At 44.6% G+C, this 15,803-nt stretch carries 13 protein-coding genes; all 13 read right to left on the bottom strand.

Annotated features, from left to right (window positions below; all coding sequences use genetic code 11):
- Positions 1-2: 2 nt before the first annotated feature.
- Complete coding sequence (locus HI950_RS23270) at positions 3-1,253, bottom strand: DegT/DnrJ/EryC1/StrS family aminotransferase (RefSeq protein WP_169087679.1); 1,251 nt, start codon at positions 1,251-1,253, stop codon at positions 3-5.
- Between the two features lie 245 nt (positions 1,254-1,498).
- Positions 1,499-2,383 carry a UTP--glucose-1-phosphate uridylyltransferase GalU gene (gene galU / locus HI950_RS23265; protein WP_169087677.1) on the bottom strand — a complete coding sequence of 295 codons (885 nt, stop codon included), beginning with the start codon at positions 2,381-2,383 and terminating at the stop codon, positions 1,499-1,501.
- A 26-nt stretch (positions 2,384-2,409) separates the two neighbouring features.
- Positions 2,410-3,042, bottom strand: coding sequence for a hypothetical protein (locus HI950_RS23260; protein ID WP_169087675.1), 633 nt, complete (start codon positions 3,040-3,042; stop codon positions 2,410-2,412).
- A 32-nt stretch (positions 3,043-3,074) separates the two neighbouring features.
- On the bottom strand, positions 3,075-4,898 hold the full coding sequence (locus HI950_RS23255) for a polysaccharide biosynthesis protein (protein WP_317618434.1): 1,824 nt from the start codon (positions 4,896-4,898) through the stop codon (positions 3,075-3,077).
- Between the two features lie 45 nt (positions 4,899-4,943).
- Positions 4,944-5,636, bottom strand: coding sequence for a CpsD/CapB family tyrosine-protein kinase (locus HI950_RS23250; RefSeq protein ID WP_169087673.1), 693 nt, complete (start codon positions 5,634-5,636; stop codon positions 4,944-4,946).
- Positions 5,617-6,384: a YveK family protein gene (locus HI950_RS23245; protein WP_169087671.1), complete on the bottom strand. Its 768-nt coding sequence runs from the start codon at positions 6,382-6,384 to the stop codon at positions 5,617-5,619. Before HI950_RS23245 ends, HI950_RS23250 begins: the two co-directional genes overlap by 20 nt.
- 162 nt (positions 6,385-6,546) lie before the next feature.
- A complete protein-coding gene (locus tag HI950_RS23240; protein WP_169087669.1) occupies positions 6,547-8,655 on the bottom strand; it encodes an S-layer homology domain-containing protein in 2,109 nt (702 codons plus the stop codon).
- A gap of 288 nt (positions 8,656-8,943) precedes the next feature.
- Positions 8,944-9,729: a tyrosine-protein phosphatase gene (locus tag HI950_RS23235; RefSeq protein ID WP_169087667.1), complete on the bottom strand. Its 786-nt coding sequence runs from the start codon at positions 9,727-9,729 to the stop codon at positions 8,944-8,946.
- Positions 9,730-9,935: 206 nt separating this feature from the next.
- Positions 9,936-10,913 carry a diaminopimelate dehydrogenase gene (locus HI950_RS23230; RefSeq protein ID WP_169087665.1) on the bottom strand — a complete coding sequence of 326 codons (978 nt, stop codon included), beginning with the start codon at positions 10,911-10,913 and terminating at the stop codon, positions 9,936-9,938.
- A 34-nt stretch (positions 10,914-10,947) separates the two neighbouring features.
- On the bottom strand, positions 10,948-12,207 hold the full coding sequence (locus HI950_RS23225) for a Glu/Leu/Phe/Val family dehydrogenase (RefSeq protein WP_169087662.1): 1,260 nt from the start codon (positions 12,205-12,207) through the stop codon (positions 10,948-10,950).
- Positions 12,208-12,528: 321 nt separating this feature from the next.
- Positions 12,529-13,695, bottom strand: a complete 1,167-nt coding sequence (locus HI950_RS23220) for a mannitol-1-phosphate 5-dehydrogenase (RefSeq protein WP_169087660.1) — start codon at positions 13,693-13,695, stop codon at positions 12,529-12,531.
- 121 nt (positions 13,696-13,816) lie between these two features.
- Positions 13,817-14,479, bottom strand: a complete 663-nt coding sequence (locus HI950_RS23215) for an HAD family hydrolase (protein WP_169087658.1) — start codon at positions 14,477-14,479, stop codon at positions 13,817-13,819.
- Between the two features lie 366 nt (positions 14,480-14,845).
- Positions 14,846-15,784 (bottom strand): DMT family transporter, encoded by a 939-nt coding sequence (locus HI950_RS23210; RefSeq protein ID WP_169087656.1) that lies wholly within the window; start codon positions 15,782-15,784, stop codon positions 14,846-14,848.
- Positions 15,785-15,803: the final 19 nt, after the last annotated feature.

Below are 15,803 nucleotides of genomic sequence, written 5' to 3'. Positions count from 1 at the left end.
ACTCACCCCACTTGTGTTACATCCTTTATACCTATAAAAATCTCTTTAATCGCTCTTTTCAAACATAAACATACATACTCAACATCTTCATCGCTCAACAAAGTATGCAATGGAAGCGTGATTTCATTAGCGTATTGTTTATAAGCATTAGGATAATCTTCTATATCAAATCCCAACATTTTATAGGCAGTGAACATTGGTAACGGCTTGTAGTGGACGTTACAAGATACCCCCGCCTCCGCCATCTTCTTTATAATTTCATTGCGTTCAACTTCACCAATTCCTGGAATTCTCGTCAAGTATAGATGACCTGAGGAGCCAAATTCTTGACCATAATGTTGCAAACTCTGAATCCCAAAAGGCATTAAAGCACTATTGTACATCTCAATTATCTGCCGCCGTCTCTTCATGAGCCTATCGTATCTACTAAGTTGCACCAACCCAATACCAGCAAAAATATCAGTCATATTACACTTAAATCCCGGGTATATTATGTCATATTCCCAAGCGCCTATTTGAGTCTTCGCTAATGCATCTTTAGACTGACCATGGAGGGAATACAACATAAATTGGTTGTAAAGATATTCATTATCTATTCCTTTATCGTTAGTCCAGACAACAGCTCCACCTTCAGCCGTTGTCAAATTCTTCACAGCGTGGAAGGAGAAACAGGTAAAGTCAGCGGCTTTCCCACACCTTATACCCTTTCTTTCAGCCCCAAAAGCATGAGCAGCATCAGCCATCACGATTATTCTGTTAAATATCCGTTGCAGTTCATTATTAGCTTTAAACAATCCTCGCTTACTCTCCACAATTCGATATATCGCATCATAATCACACATCTTCCCTGCAATATCTACTGAGATGATTGCCTTAGTCTTCTCAGTAATTGAATCAGCTAACTTCGAATAATCCATCTCAAATGAATCCGGTGACACATCAACTAACACAATTTTCGCACCAACATGGTTTATTACAGAGGCTGACGCTGTATATGTATAAGCCGTGGTTATAATCTCATCACCAGCACCAATACCAAGAATACGAAGTGTAAGTTCCATTGCAGCAGTTGCAGAATTTAAGCAGACGGCTTTCTTTACACCTATATATTCAGATATTTTTTTTTCAAAGAGCTTAGTTCTCGGCCCAGTTGTAATCCAACCGGATTTCAACGTTTTAATAACTTCATCGATCTCCGCATCTGACATATCCGGGGGAGAGAACGGAATATTTCTTGTTACATTTACAATCATTAAATTCACCTCAATTTTATAGTATCTAGCATGAAATTCATTAATTGCGATTACAAAACATTTATTAACCGCTAATTACCAACAGGAATATATTATAATTAATTATTTATTATTGAGACGTAGAATTATAAGATTCATAAAAATGATAATAATTTATTTGCAATTAGATAGTAATTAGGTTTGATTTTCCATAAAATAAATGTGTTCTTAAGATTCATATATTGGAGTAAATAAGGTAATGAGGACTATTTAATATTAGTCAGCTCATTCTCGAATAATTTCCTAAGGTATTTCAGTATGTCTTGTCTTAAATCCTGACGTTGTAATGCGAACTCCAATGTAGTTTTAATAAAGCCAAGTTTTTCGCCAACATCATACCTTACACCTTCAAAGTTATACGCATATACAGCTTCGATATAATTTAATTTAGCGATAGCATCCGTTAATTGAATTTCACCACCAGCTCCTGGTGTTTGACTGTTTAATATTTCAAAAATCTTTGGACTAAGAATGTAACGCCCCATAATTGCAATATTAGATGGAGCCTCATTCTTGTTTGGTTTCTCGACTAAGTGGCTTACACTGTAAAGTCGATCATGAATTTCCTTTCCATCGACAATACCATATCTAGATACGTCATCCTCTGAAACACGTTGAACACCAATTATTGACGACTTATAACGATCATATTGTTCAATCATTTGTCTTAAACAAGGTTTATTCGCCTGTACAATATCATCACCCAGTAACACTGCAAAAGGTTCATCTCCAATAAACTTACGAGCACACCAAATGGCATGCCCCAAACCCTTTGCTTCCTTCTGCCGAATATAATGAATATCAACCATTTTAGAAGACTTTTGAACTGCATCTAAAAGTTCGAGCTTCCCTTTTTCCAATAAACTTTGTTCAAGTTCAAATGAATGGTCAAAATGGTCTTCAATTGCCCTTTTCCCCTTACCCGTAACAATAATAATATCCTCGATACCTGATTCAATTGCTTCTTCTACTATATATTGAATAGTCGGTTTATCTACGATAGGAAGCATCTCTTTAGGCATTGCCTTAGTCGCCGGTAAAAATCTTGTCCCTAGACCTGCAGCTGGAATAATCGCCTTACGTACCTTCATTAATATCGCTCCTCATTCTCAAACCCTCATTTTTCATCTATTACTTGGTCATAAGTTTTCCCCTGACTCATCCCATACTTCTTAGCCACCTGAATCAACTCATCATATTGCTCAGGCGACAGCTTTTCTAAGATAATGCTGCGAGCTTGTTTCTTCTCCTCAAGGCTCATCCCACCGCTAGCAAGTGCTTGAAGCTCTTTTATATCAGACACACTAAGTTCTTTTAGTAACACGGATGAAACCTGTGCTTTCTCAGAAACCGTAATTTTCTCTTGAAGATCCTTGGCTTTATCTATGGTTACTTCGCCGTTATAACCGTCCTTCGGCTTTTCTTCTTTTTTCGTATCATTAGAGCCGTTGCCAGTTGTGCTCGATCCATCTTCACTCGGTTTCTCCACTTTGTCTGTAGAGCCCGTCACAGCTCCATCCGTATCGACTGATGATTTCGAATCATCTTGTTCAGTCTGATCCGTCTCTTGTTCTGTCTTTGTCTCTGGGGCTACAACTTCCTCATTCAATAAATCACTCTCAAGATCGGCAGCTAGAGTAGAAATAAGCTTATCAACAGCATAATTAGCTGCAAATAAGCCCCCCACTCCTAGTATGACAACAATCGATGCCACCCAAATTAAAATCTTCTTCCACTTTTTCTTACGCATATGTAATCTCCTCCGCTCTCATAGACTGTCTGTTAGGATACATGTGAATAAAAAGGAACAAGATGCTCAATAACATCTTTTATCGAATTTTGGTTTTCTCCAATTACTTTCTCTATTCGCTTGAATTGAAGCTCAAGCTCTACTCGATTAATTTGCGTTGGTTTACCTATGTAAATGCGCTCATGTTGTGTTGACGATACTGCCTCTTCATCTGTTAGCAGCTCCTCGAATAGCTTCTCGCCTTCTCGCATGCCGCTAAAGTTGATTTCAATATCAACGTTAGGCTCATAGCCTGACAATCGAATGAGATCCTGCGCTAGATCCAGGATACGGACCGGCTTGCCCATATCCAAGACGAAGATTTCGCCGCCTTTCGCGAATGAACCCGCTTGGATAACTAACTGAACGGCTTCAGGTATGGTCATGAAATACCTAACCATATCGGGGTGGGTTACGGTAACAGGACCGCCAGCAGCAATTTGTTCTTTAAATCTCGGAATAACACTGCCGCGACTTCCTAGTACATTCCCGAATCGGACCGCTACAAACTGTGTTTCACTTATGGTGTTGATACTCTGTATGTACATCTCTGCAATTCTCTTGGTCGCTCCCATAATGCTGGAAGGATTAACGGCCTTGTCGGAGGATATCATAACGAATCGTTCCGCTTTATATTTGTCTGCACAATCCGCTACGTTTCTTGTCCCGAACACATTGTTCTTTACTGCCTCTGATGGGTTTCGCTCCATGAGTGGCACATGCTTATGGGCCGCTGCATGGAATACAACCTGTGGTCTGAACTTGCGGAATACATCATCTATGCGACCTCGATCTTGAATATCTGCAATTACCGTTTCCAAATGAACATTCGGAAACCTTGTTCTGAGCTCCATCTCGATCGTATAAATGCTGTTCTCGCCATGTCCAAGCAGCAATAGCCTTGAAGGCTTGAAGAATGAAATTTGTCTGCAGAGCTCAGAACCAATCGATCCGCCCGCACCTGTTACGAGAACGACTTTATCCGATACATAATTGGCTATACCTTCCAAATCTGTCACAACAGGCTCTCTTCCAAGCAAGTCCTCTACTTCTACATTTCGCAGCGATTTCACTGCGACACGGCCTCTAATAAAATCATTAATGGAAGGAATAATTTTGACCTTCGCTCCGGTCAGCTTGCAGATATTTATAATTTCCGTTATATGTACCCGTTTAGCGGAAGGCATGGCAATAATAATATCATGAATTTTATGCTTAGCTACAAGCTCTTCAATGTGCAAACGAGATCCAAGCACTGGCAACCCTACGACCTGCATATTACGTTTATGAGGATCGTCATCAATAAAACCTATAATTCGGTTTCCCACAAAGCTATTGCTCGTCATAAATTCCTTTGCAATAAGCGCTCCGCAATCCCCAGCACCTACAATAATCACGTTGTTCGTTAAAGCAGTCTTTTTTGTTCTGTTTACTCGGATTAAGCGCCATAGGAAGCGCGAGCCTCCCATTAGTAACAGCATTAACTCGAGTGTTCTTGAAGTAATCGATAAAGGAACCCGTTCTCCATTTAGTGCATAGGTTGCTCCGTAAGATAAAATAAGACCGATTAATATCGCTTTAGCAAGCTCAATGATTTCCCCAATGCTCGCATATTGCCACATTCTTCTGTACATGCGGAAGTAGGCTAGGCTGCTGCCGCATATAACGGTGGTTAACAATGCAAACTCGAGCATTTGAATTTCGTAGATGGGAGGGATGCTTCCATTAAAACGAAAGAGATAGGATATCCCAATCGCAATCCATATAATACAAATATCTACAACCAGTATGATCAGCATTCTATTCTTATTACTCACCTAGCTCATCCCCCCACAGCGATAACCATCTACGAACATATCTCACTATTTATCTTGTACACCATAGTAATAATAGTAAGCCTCTTCATTCGCCTTGCGCTTCACATTATTCAGCACGACACCAAGAATACGTGCATTCACACTCTCTAAGTTCTTTACTGCCTTGCCTGCAATTTCCCGTTTCACTCTGCCCTGATCAACCACAAGAATGACGCCATCACTCTTTGTAGCTACAATCTGAGCATCGGTTACTGCGAGCAGAGGTGGCGTATCTATTAAAATGATGTCATACATTTCTCTTAATCGATCAATAACAGCAGTCATCCGTTTTGAGTTCATCATTTCTGCCGGGTTTGGCGGAATAGCTCCCGATGTAATGACATCAAGATTAGGAATATCCGATACTTGTATAACTTCCTCTAAGGAGCATTGCTGTGAAATAACGGTGGATAGTCCCAACCGATTAGAAATAGAAAAAGTATGGTGGGCGGTTGGCTTGCGAAGATCGGCGTCGATTAGAACAACCTTCTTCTCCGATTGTGCGAATGTGACTGCCAGATTCGTAATGGTAGTCGATTTGCCTTCGCCAGGGCCCGCTGATGAAACCATTAACACTTGAAGCTGCTCGTCTATGGAAGAAAACTCAATATTTGTCCGCAACGCCCGATAGGATTCCGAAATGGGGGAACGAGGATTCGTTAGCGTAATAATCTGACGCTTATTTTTCAATCGAGACACGCTCTAATTCACCTGCCTTGTAGGTTTGATTGGTTTTGCTGGTTTGGCTTGAATTAGCATCCTCCGTATTCATTCTTGAGATCATTGCAAGCGTAGGCTGTCCCAAATATTGCAGCACGTCTGCTTCGGTCTTAATCGTGTCATCCATGTATTCAAGCAAGAATGTAATCCCGACTGCAATCATTAAGGAAACAACAAAAGCGATGGCGATATTTAGCGGTACATTAGGCGCTACTGGACTTGGCTGTGCATTTACTACGGCTTCATTCAGAATCGACACATTCTCAACCTTGAAGATATGCTGAATCTCTTCCCGGAACACGTTAGATACAGCGTTTACGACTTGCGCCGCCTGCGCATAGTTCACGTCCTGTACGATTAACGTCATAACTTGGGTATTGTTGACGGAGCTGACCTGAATCTTGCGTGAGAGCTCAGTGGGCGTTAAGCCAAGCTGTGGATACTGAAGTGCCACTTTATCTAATATGGCAGGCGTCTTAATGATTTCTTTGTACGTATCAATCATCTTTATATTGGAGTTAATTTGATTAAGATCAAGCTGGCCAGTTGCCATTTGTGTGGCAGTCTGGTTTACAATTATTTTGGTAGAGGCCTCATAAACCGGGTCTTTAAAAAACAAACTAACTACTGCCGCTGCCACTGTACAAACGAAGACAAACAATATAATAAGGGCTAATCTCTTCTTGATGATCGCCATGTACTGACGCAAATCTAGTTCGTTAGACACTCCATACTCCTCCGTCAGATATAGTCTTTTAGTATGATTTCGAGTGATTCCTTTGGACTACATCCTACTACATAATATACTATAATCTAACAATATTCTATAATTTTCGAAAAAAATCTTCCTCCCATCTACATGAGAGGAAGATTTTACTTTTAACTTGAATTATTTGTTAAAATTTATCGCTCTATAAATAATAACTGCCGCTTCTGCGCGAGTCGCGTTATTGTTAGGCAAAAATTTGCCAGCGTCCCCGATTACGATTTTGTGTGTAGCTGCAAATGCAACGCCATCTTTCAAAGTAGCACTGATTTTACCTGCGTCAGCAAAATCTTTCAAAGCTGCATTCGTGTCAGTCACATCAGCTGCACCTTGCGATACTTTCAAGGCGCGTGCAATCATAGTCGCCATCTCAGCGCGTGTGATTGTTGCGTTAGGAACGAACTTCGTAGCTGAACGACCGTTGATGATCTTAAGCTGTACGGCTGCAGCCACGTAAGGCGCATGCCAGTCGCCAGCTTTCACATCATCAAAGCTTTCTGTCGCAGAACCGCTCTCCAAATCAAGTGCACGGATAAGCATTTTAGCAAATTCAGCGCGTGTTACTTTATCCTTAGGTGCAAATACGCCAGCAGATTTGCCTTCGATAGCACCCTTAGCAGCAACGACTTGAATTTCACGGCTAGCCCATTTCTCAACGGAAGCAATATCGCTGAACGAAACTTTGTTCTCTACGACTACATATGAGGAGAACGAGTCACGGGACTCAACAATGGAGCTGCCCTTCACGCGTCCGCCGTGGAATACAAGCTTGCCATCGACGATTTTCGCTACGGATAGAAGCTCTTGATCAAGACCCGTTGTATCGCCTAGCGGGATACTGATAACGATCGGTTGATCAAAAGTTGTTTTGGCAATGCCGCCAACAGTCAGGCTAAAGTCATAAACTTCCGAAACCGATTTCAAAGCGCCTACAACCTCAGCAGTCGCATCGGTCTTCTTGATCGTAAGGCCGATTGCAGATGAGAATGAACCTCCAACTGGAACCGTCACTTCGAATTTGCCAATTGTGAATGCTACGCCCGACACGTTGCCGGCTGCTGCTGCTTTTACAACTGCATCTGAAAGGTTAAGCACGACATCTTTCTGCGCCAAAGTACCTAGATCAATTTTTACAACAGTTTTAGCAAACGTTGATGTAGGAGCTACCTCTTTGACCTTTGCTGCAATCGCATTAATACCGGCAATCGCCGATAGTACACTGTTTTCATCCAATTGAAGAACTGCTTGTCCATTTACGGTTGTTACATTCCCAGAAGCATTAACCGTTGCCAGCTTCGCAATTTCTGCTGTCGCATCTGTAACGAATTTAGTAATTAGAGCCGCTTTCTCAGCTTCAGTCGCCTTATCAAGCGCTGCTTTCAAATCATTCAGCAATTTGTCTGTTGATTCTGGTAGTTTCACCGGCACCACTACAGGGCCAGTGCCACCAGGCGCTGATGTTGATGGACCTTCAGGATTAGGCTGAAGTGATTGATAGGCTTCGAATAAAGCTACAGCAGCTGCAGAAAACACTTCAACATCTACTTTTTCTCTTGAACGTGTCAATACTTCAAGCACGTCATCTGTATTCACTTTGTAATGAACGAACACTTTCTGAACGTTGTAGTCTGTTGCCGACAATGCAGCAATGACGTCTTTCATCAATTTCTTTAAGCTGTCCTTGTCCGTCATAAGATCGAGAAGTTCCGATAGTTTTTTCCCTTGGAGTTGATTAACGAGCTCCTCTTGAACTTCCAAGAAATAGGTAGCGATGTCATCTACCGTTAGATCATTCACACCTGCTTCAGTAGCAAACTGTTGAAGCACTGTTCCATAATTCGTACGAAGAGCTTCAAGACCTTCTACAGAAGGTGAGTAAGACAATTTCACTGCATCAATGAAAAGCTTCTCCAATTGTGTTTCTTCATCGTTAGTTGGATTGAACTTGTTAACGATAGGGTCTACGATATCTCCCTGTTCATGAATGTCCAAACCGTTAAGGCTATCTTGAAGCGCTTTAACTTTACCCTCGCCTTCTGTCGCAACTAGTGCGTCATGAAGCTTTTTGATTTCAGCAATTAGCTTAGAATCGTCTAATGACGCTGCATAAGCGACCCCGCTTACTCCAAGCTTCTCCGCCAAACCTTTGCTGCTAAGCGGAATTCCAGCGAGAGCCGTAAGGGCTACGCTCGCTGCAATCGTAGATACTGCTAGTTTTTTTCTTAATGTCACTCTGATTTCACTCCTGTATGTAGAATAGTTGCATTCGTCTAATAGACAAATGACTAATAAAGCCAATCTAATCATATTCAGTATGTAATTACTCGAACTGTCATTAACGCTAGGGCTGTCTATCTTTTGTAGAAATAGGAAATAATACGCCGAACGACTCCGTCCGCAGTTGCTGCTGCAGCCGGTTGAGAATGAAACGGCTCATCCGCAATAACGGATTGGGCATTCATCTACAGGTAGTCATGTTCAGTATGTAATTACTTCAACTGTCATTAACGCTAGGGCTGTCTATCTTTTGTAGAAATAGGAAATAATGCGCCGAACGACTCCGTCCGTAGTTGCTGCTGCAGCCGGTTGAGAATGGAATGGCTCATCCGCAATAACGGATTGGGCATTCATCTGCAGGTAGCTCACCCACTGTTCTCCCATCCGCCTCTCAATAGCATCATAGGCTTCGCGCAGTCTAAAACCGCGCCGCTCGATATGATGAGCATCGGATGAAACAATATGGATTAGTCCAGCTTTAAGCAACGACCAAGAGGATTGTTCAATACGCTTACCGAACCCGCCTAGCAAGGAATGAGACGTAACCTGTGCGAATGCTCCCGCTTCTATTAGCTCGGCTAATCGTTCAGGATGCTTCACAACCTCTGCATTTCTTTCAGGATGGGCGATAATGGGTTTGAGGTTTAATATATTAAGCTCGTGAACGAGCTCAATCATACTCTTTGGTATGCGGGAGGATGGCATTTCTATTAATACAAAGCTAGAGCCGGCTAATGATAGCAGCTCTTTCCTATTCCAAGCATCTAGCAGATCATCATGGACTCGAATCTCTTGGCCAGCCCTAATAGTAACAGGCACACCTGCTGCCAGTAACTGATCGTTAATGGAGGAAGTGTGCACTGCTACGACGTCTGCTGTATTGGTATAGGTCCCGTTGGCGTGGTGCGGCGTTGCAATGATGGTTGTAATTCCCTCTGAAACGGCTGCCCGGGCCATATTCAAAGTATCATCAAAGCTCGCTGCGCCATCATCCAATCCAGGCAATATGTGGGTATGAATGTCTATCATGCTGATCTCACGTCCTAGTAGATTTTGATCAAAAGCTCCTGATAGGCAGGTTATGACCTTATTCTACCACAAGAAGATAGAACTTTCAGCACTTCTCGATACATTTCGACAGTTCTTTTTTCACACTTTGGTCATTATAGCCTAGATTTCCCAAAACGGATAGTAATAAAATGTAAAAACGGGCACTTGTCCAGAAAAATTTGTAATTATAGCAGCTCTTTGCGCAATTCAGCAGCTGATTTTGGCGAAAGGTACGCAAACGGAATGTCAAAAACAGTCTTCGCTCCGGCTTGTCCCGCGCGGGCAAGCTTATAAGCCGCTCTTGCATAGGCAACTAGAACGCTCGCCGTGAACTCCGGATTGCTGTCAAGCTTCAATCCAAACTCAATGATCTGCGTGCTGCTCTCGCCCGTCTTGCCGCTGCGAAGCACCATCCCGCCATGCGGCATCGAGGAATGCTCAGCCTTCATCGTTGCTTCGTCAATGAAATGAACGGTTGTATCGTAATCGGAGAAGTAGTTCGGCATCGTACGGATTTCTTCCGCAATCGCCTCCTGGTCAGCGCCTTCCTCAGCAACGATATAACAATCACGGATATGCTTATCGCGCGTAGCAAGCTCTGGGTTCTCCCCGCCGCGCACACGTTCTACTGCTTCGTCGCTCGGGATTGTGTATTGCACGCCATGCTTAACGCCCTTAACCCGGCGGATCGCGTCGGAGTGGCCTTGGCTTACACCCTTGCCCCAGAACGTATACTCCTTGCCTTCTGGCAAAATCGATTCCGCAAGCAGTCGGTTAAGCGAGAACAGTCCCGGGTCCCAGCCTGTCGAAATGACGCTTACTTTACGACTTACCTTTGCAGCCTCATCAACCTGCTCAAAATACTCCGGTATGCGCGCATGCGTATCGAAGCTGTCTACCGTGTGGAACAACCGTGCAAAAGCAGGACCCTGCTCCGGCAGATCCGTCGCTGAACCGCCGCAAAGAATCATTACATCGATCTCATCAACGAAGCGTTCAGCATCTTCGATTGCATATGCCTTTGCAGCAGATGGAATGGATGCCGGGTCTCTGCGCGTAAATACCGCGTCCAATCTCATATCCGGATTTTGTTTGATCGCCAGCTCAACGCCGCGCCCCAAATTGCCGTAACCTACGATACCGATGCGAATCTGTTCTGTCATGATGCCGTCACCTCTTCTTCATTTTATATCGTGCTTAGATCCAGCCTCTTGCTTCCATTGCCGCCGCGATCCGTTTAATCGAAATCATATAAGCCGCCGTACGAAGATCGGTATTATGCTCCTTAGCAAGGTCGCGAACAGCAACGTAAGATAGAATCATGTTCGTCTCCAGCTTTTCAAGCACTTCCGCTTCGCTCCAGTAGTAGTTCATCAAATTCTGTACCCACTCAAAATACGACACCGTAACGCCGCCGGCATTTGCAAGCACATCCGGAATAACCGTGATGCCATGGCTGGCAAGCACGCGGTCGGCTTCCGGTGTCGTCGGACCGTTAGCAGCTTCTGCAACAATTTTCGCTTTGATACGATCTGCATTCGCAGCCGTAATAACGTTCTCCAGTGCAGCCGGCACCAAAATGTCGACATCAAGCTCAAGAAGCGCTTCATTTGAAATGGAGAAGGATTCGCCGTATTCACGGATGGAAGACGTATCCTTTAGTATGGAAATTCTTTCGATATCTAATCCATTCGGATCATAAACGCCGCCTTTGGAATCGCTGACCGCAACAATTTTACAGCCTGCTTCGCTAAGCAAACGAGCCGCAATACGGCCTGCATTGCCATAACCTTGAATAGCTGCAGTCGCATTTTGCACAGGAATACCTTTATCTTGGAGCGCTGCCAAAATCGTATAGACGCAGCCTTGAGCTGTCGCTTCATTACGGCCCTTCGACCCGCCCAAAATTAGCGGTTTGCCTGTAATAACGCCTGGCGAATTTACACCTTTCAGTCTGCTGTACGTATCCATCATCCAGCCCATAACTTGCGGTGTCGTATATACATCCGGTGCAGGAATATCTTTATCGGGACCTACGAAGTCAGCGATAGATTCCATGAATGCACGACTCACGCGCTCCAGTTCACCCTTGCTAAGCAGACGCGGATCGCAAATAACGCCGCCCTTGCCGCCGCCATATGGCAATCCAACAACGCCGCACTTAAAACTCATCCACATAGATAGTGCTTTAACCTCGTCAAGCGTCACATCAGGATGAAAGCGAATGCCGCCCTTAGTTGGTCCAATCGCATCATTATGCTGAGCACGATAGCCTTCGAACACGCGGATCGAGCCATCATCCATACGAACGGAGAAACTAACCGACAGCACGCGTTTCGGGCGTTTCAAGATTTGCGTGACATGCTCAGGCAGATTCAGATGCGCTGCCGCAGCATCAATTTGCTGCTGTGCGATTTGGTACGGATTTAACGTTTCTTCTACTATACTCACTGTCATTTTAGCTTCAGTCCTTCTCCGTAAAATTCGACTCCCATTCCATTGAAAAGCCGCTTTTTTGATTTTACCTTTTTCATTTCTATTTTAAAAGAAATTTTTCGCTAAATAGTGCAAATATTCTTCCAATAAATCCATTGTCATGTAAGGTTTCATTAGATGACAGCAACAATAACACCTGACATAGACTGAATAAATATACCTTTTCTTCAAACGTTTGATCTAAAAGGCACTAAAAAAAGCGATGGAAGTCCGGCTTCCATCGCTTTTTTTTGCATCTTTGCAAGTTTAGCCCATTGCGGACAACTATAACGGATCAAGTTTTCATTTCGCAGCGGTATAATTCTCTCTCAGCGCGCCGTAGCTATCTACGATTTTTTGATGCATGTCATGTTTTTGAGGAATCCCCATATGAGAGGTGATAACCTCGTGTATGCCCGAGTTCCGAAGCGCAGCCTGCAGCATGACGGCCTCCTCATCCTTCTCGTAATCAAATAAGAGCGCGGCGGCAATCGCAGAAGTTAAATGAGGGATTGGAATGCCCAGCTTATGGGCCTGCAAGGCGGGCCTGACAAGCCTATCATTCAATGAGAGCTTGCGAAGGGGAGAGCGCCCGACGCGAATAACGTTATCCGTCAAACGGGGATTCGTGAACCTTACCATCATTTTCTTAATATACTTGTCATGTTTCTGGTTATCCCAATGGTACTTGGAGGTAAGAAGACTGCCCGTCTCTCTAAGCACATGCGATAATTCCTCCTTGATCTTATCATCCCCCATCGCTTCTTGAATCGTTGCATAACCTTCAAGGTAACCATGGTAAGCTGCGGTGCAATGTCCCGTGTTGACTGTGAATAACTTACGTTCAATGTAAGGTTCTAAAGCGTCCACATATTTAATTCCTTCGATCTTCTCATAGCCCTCGATCATCGCCGAACGGTCCAATATCCACTCAAAATAAGGCTCCACCGTTACTTTAAGCGGATCATCATGCTCCTGCACGGGGACAATCCGGTCAACGGCCGTATCCGGAAAAGCGATGCAACGATCCGCAGCCTCATGCCAATCCGCAGGCAGATGCTCATAAACGCGCCGTTTAAGCAGCGAGCTGCCGGAGATCGCGTTCTCGCAAGCAATAATATGCAGCGGTTTGTAGTTGCGGCTTCGAAGTCTCAGCTCAATGCCTTTAGCTATAGATTCCGCTATATGCTTAAGCGCGCTTACTCCCACCGCTGTCGTGACTATATCCGCTGACGCAACCGCTTTTGTCACCGCCGTAATATTTTTGCCGCTGATCGCCGTGACATTGTTTACGATTTCCGTATCTCTCGCCTCGTTAGCCAGCGTAACGGAATATTGCCCCTGCTGCTGAAGCAGCTGGACCTTTCTCTCATTCCGAGCCACAAACGTGACCTCATAACCCGCATTCGACAGAAGAAGGCCAATAAAACCTCTACCAATATTGCCTGCGCCAAAATGTACAGCCCTCATCGTCCGAACCTCCTTTTTCTGGGGTGGTGTCGTCTTTGGAATATAGTCTGAATTTTCTGACTTATTTGCTTGCAAAACAACTATTTCGAAAATCACCAATTATCCGCCTTAATAACGAGCGTTATAGCGCACCGGCAACCATTTCATGAAAATCAATATGCGCTAATGATTCCGCATGATAATAACGATCGGATTTGTCGAACGCCAAGCTCTTCGTAATCGTATTCGGCACAACGATACATGACATGCCGGCAGCCGACGCAGCACGCGCTCCATTAGGGGAATCCTCAATGGCCACCGCTTCGCTCGCTTCAACGCCAAGAGCATAAAGCGTCTGTCTGTACAGCTCAGGGTCCGGCTTCACCTTGGCTACATCATCTGCCGTTCTAATGCATTCGAAGTAATGCGCGATTTCGAGCTGCTCCAAATACTTATCGATCCAAGCACGGGCTGAGCTTGAAGCGAGGCCGATCTTTAAGCCAGACTCTTGAGCGAAGTTCAAATAATCCAGGATGCCGGATCTGACCTGCTCGCTTCGCATAAGCTCGGAATGCTGGAGATGCACCAGCTCGCGAAAGGCTTGCTTGTCGATTGGCAGGTTAAGATCGGTCATTAAATATTCATAAGGATTAAAGGCATGCAGACTCGTGCCGATGCAACCAGAATACTGCTCTAATGTAAGCTCTACCCCATGTTCTTGATAGGCATCACGAAATGCGTTGTACCAAGCCGTCTCCGTGTCAATTATCGTACCGTCAAAATCAAAAATTATCGCTTTAATCATCCATCCGTCTCCTCTCAAGAGCTTAAATGTTAGATTTACTAACAAAACCGTAACATGTTTTAAAAGTTTACGTCAAGGGAAGGCGCTGCCTGCAACTGCCTTTCTGCGGTTGTCTCCCCTCTTACCGAAATCGGGGAAAACCTGTGCGGCTGTAGGGTTTTTGGCACTTTTTGCAAACGCTTTGATATTCCGCGAAAAAAATTTTCAGCCCCATTTTTATCAAGCGCTTACATCCATCCTCTCCCTTCTCCACCTCAAAAAAAGGAGTTGTCCTAGAGCCCACTGGCTCCTAGAACAACTCCTTATGTATGAAAGCTCACATCGTACTGCTTCCCGCAGCTTGCACCGCTAGATTTGCCATTCTCATTAAAGCATCTGTCCGCCTGTTTTCGTAGCAGAAATGATCGGCTCCACTCGCCGCTTGCGTTCTATGCTTATCCAGATCAGGCCAGCAGCCATGCAGCCGGCACCGCACATTTGAATGAAGGCGATCTTCTCGTCGAACATGAAGTAGCCGGCAATGACTGCCGCAGCAGGAACCGCATAACGGAAGAAGTTCGACCGGGTCGCTCCTACTTTAAACATGCAGGCGTTCCACAGGACAAAAGCCAGCACCGTGCAAATAAGTACATTGTAGCCAATGGCTAAATAATGGCCAGCATTTAGAGCGGACCAGTCTGTCTGTCCCCATGTTCCAAACGTTAGCGGCAGCATGAACAATGATCCAAACGCGATGGTCCATGTGCTCACCCGAAGTGCCGAGTACTGCTTCATTAGCGACATCGAGCTGAGATTAAATAACGGTCCAATGATGCTGACGCCAAACGCCATCGCGTTGCCCAGCATATTTTCAGAGGAAAGACTGAAGCCCTCTCCACCGCCTAGTATAACTAAGCTTACGCCGACAATCGAGATTGCGCCGCCGACGATAAGCCGAAGCGTGATCGATTCCTTCACGAAGAGCGGCGCGAACAAAGCAGCGAAGATTGGCCATGGCGCTACGTTGAGGAGCGACGCATTCGCCAAAGTCGTATATTTGATCGAGTACATCACCGTGATTTCGAGCAGCGTAATGCCAACCAATCCAATGAGCGCCAGCTTCGGAACGATGCGCCACGGAATGCCCACGCTTCCCTCGGTCAGCTTCAGGATCAGGAAGAAGAACGGAAGAGCCAATCCAAATCTCAAAAAAGCAAATACAATCGGGTTAAACGATTCCATCGCCAGACGCGATATGCCGAAGTTCGCTCCCCATACTACCGCAATGAGCACAAGTCCGCCGTAATTCATCCATTTGTTATTCATTCTGTTCGCCCCATCTATT

The organism is Paenibacillus sp. PL91, from assembly GCF_012935325.2.
Lineage (GTDB): Bacteria > Bacillota > Bacilli > Paenibacillales > Paenibacillaceae > Pristimantibacillus.
This window is presented reverse-complemented; position numbering and strand designations above follow the sequence as displayed.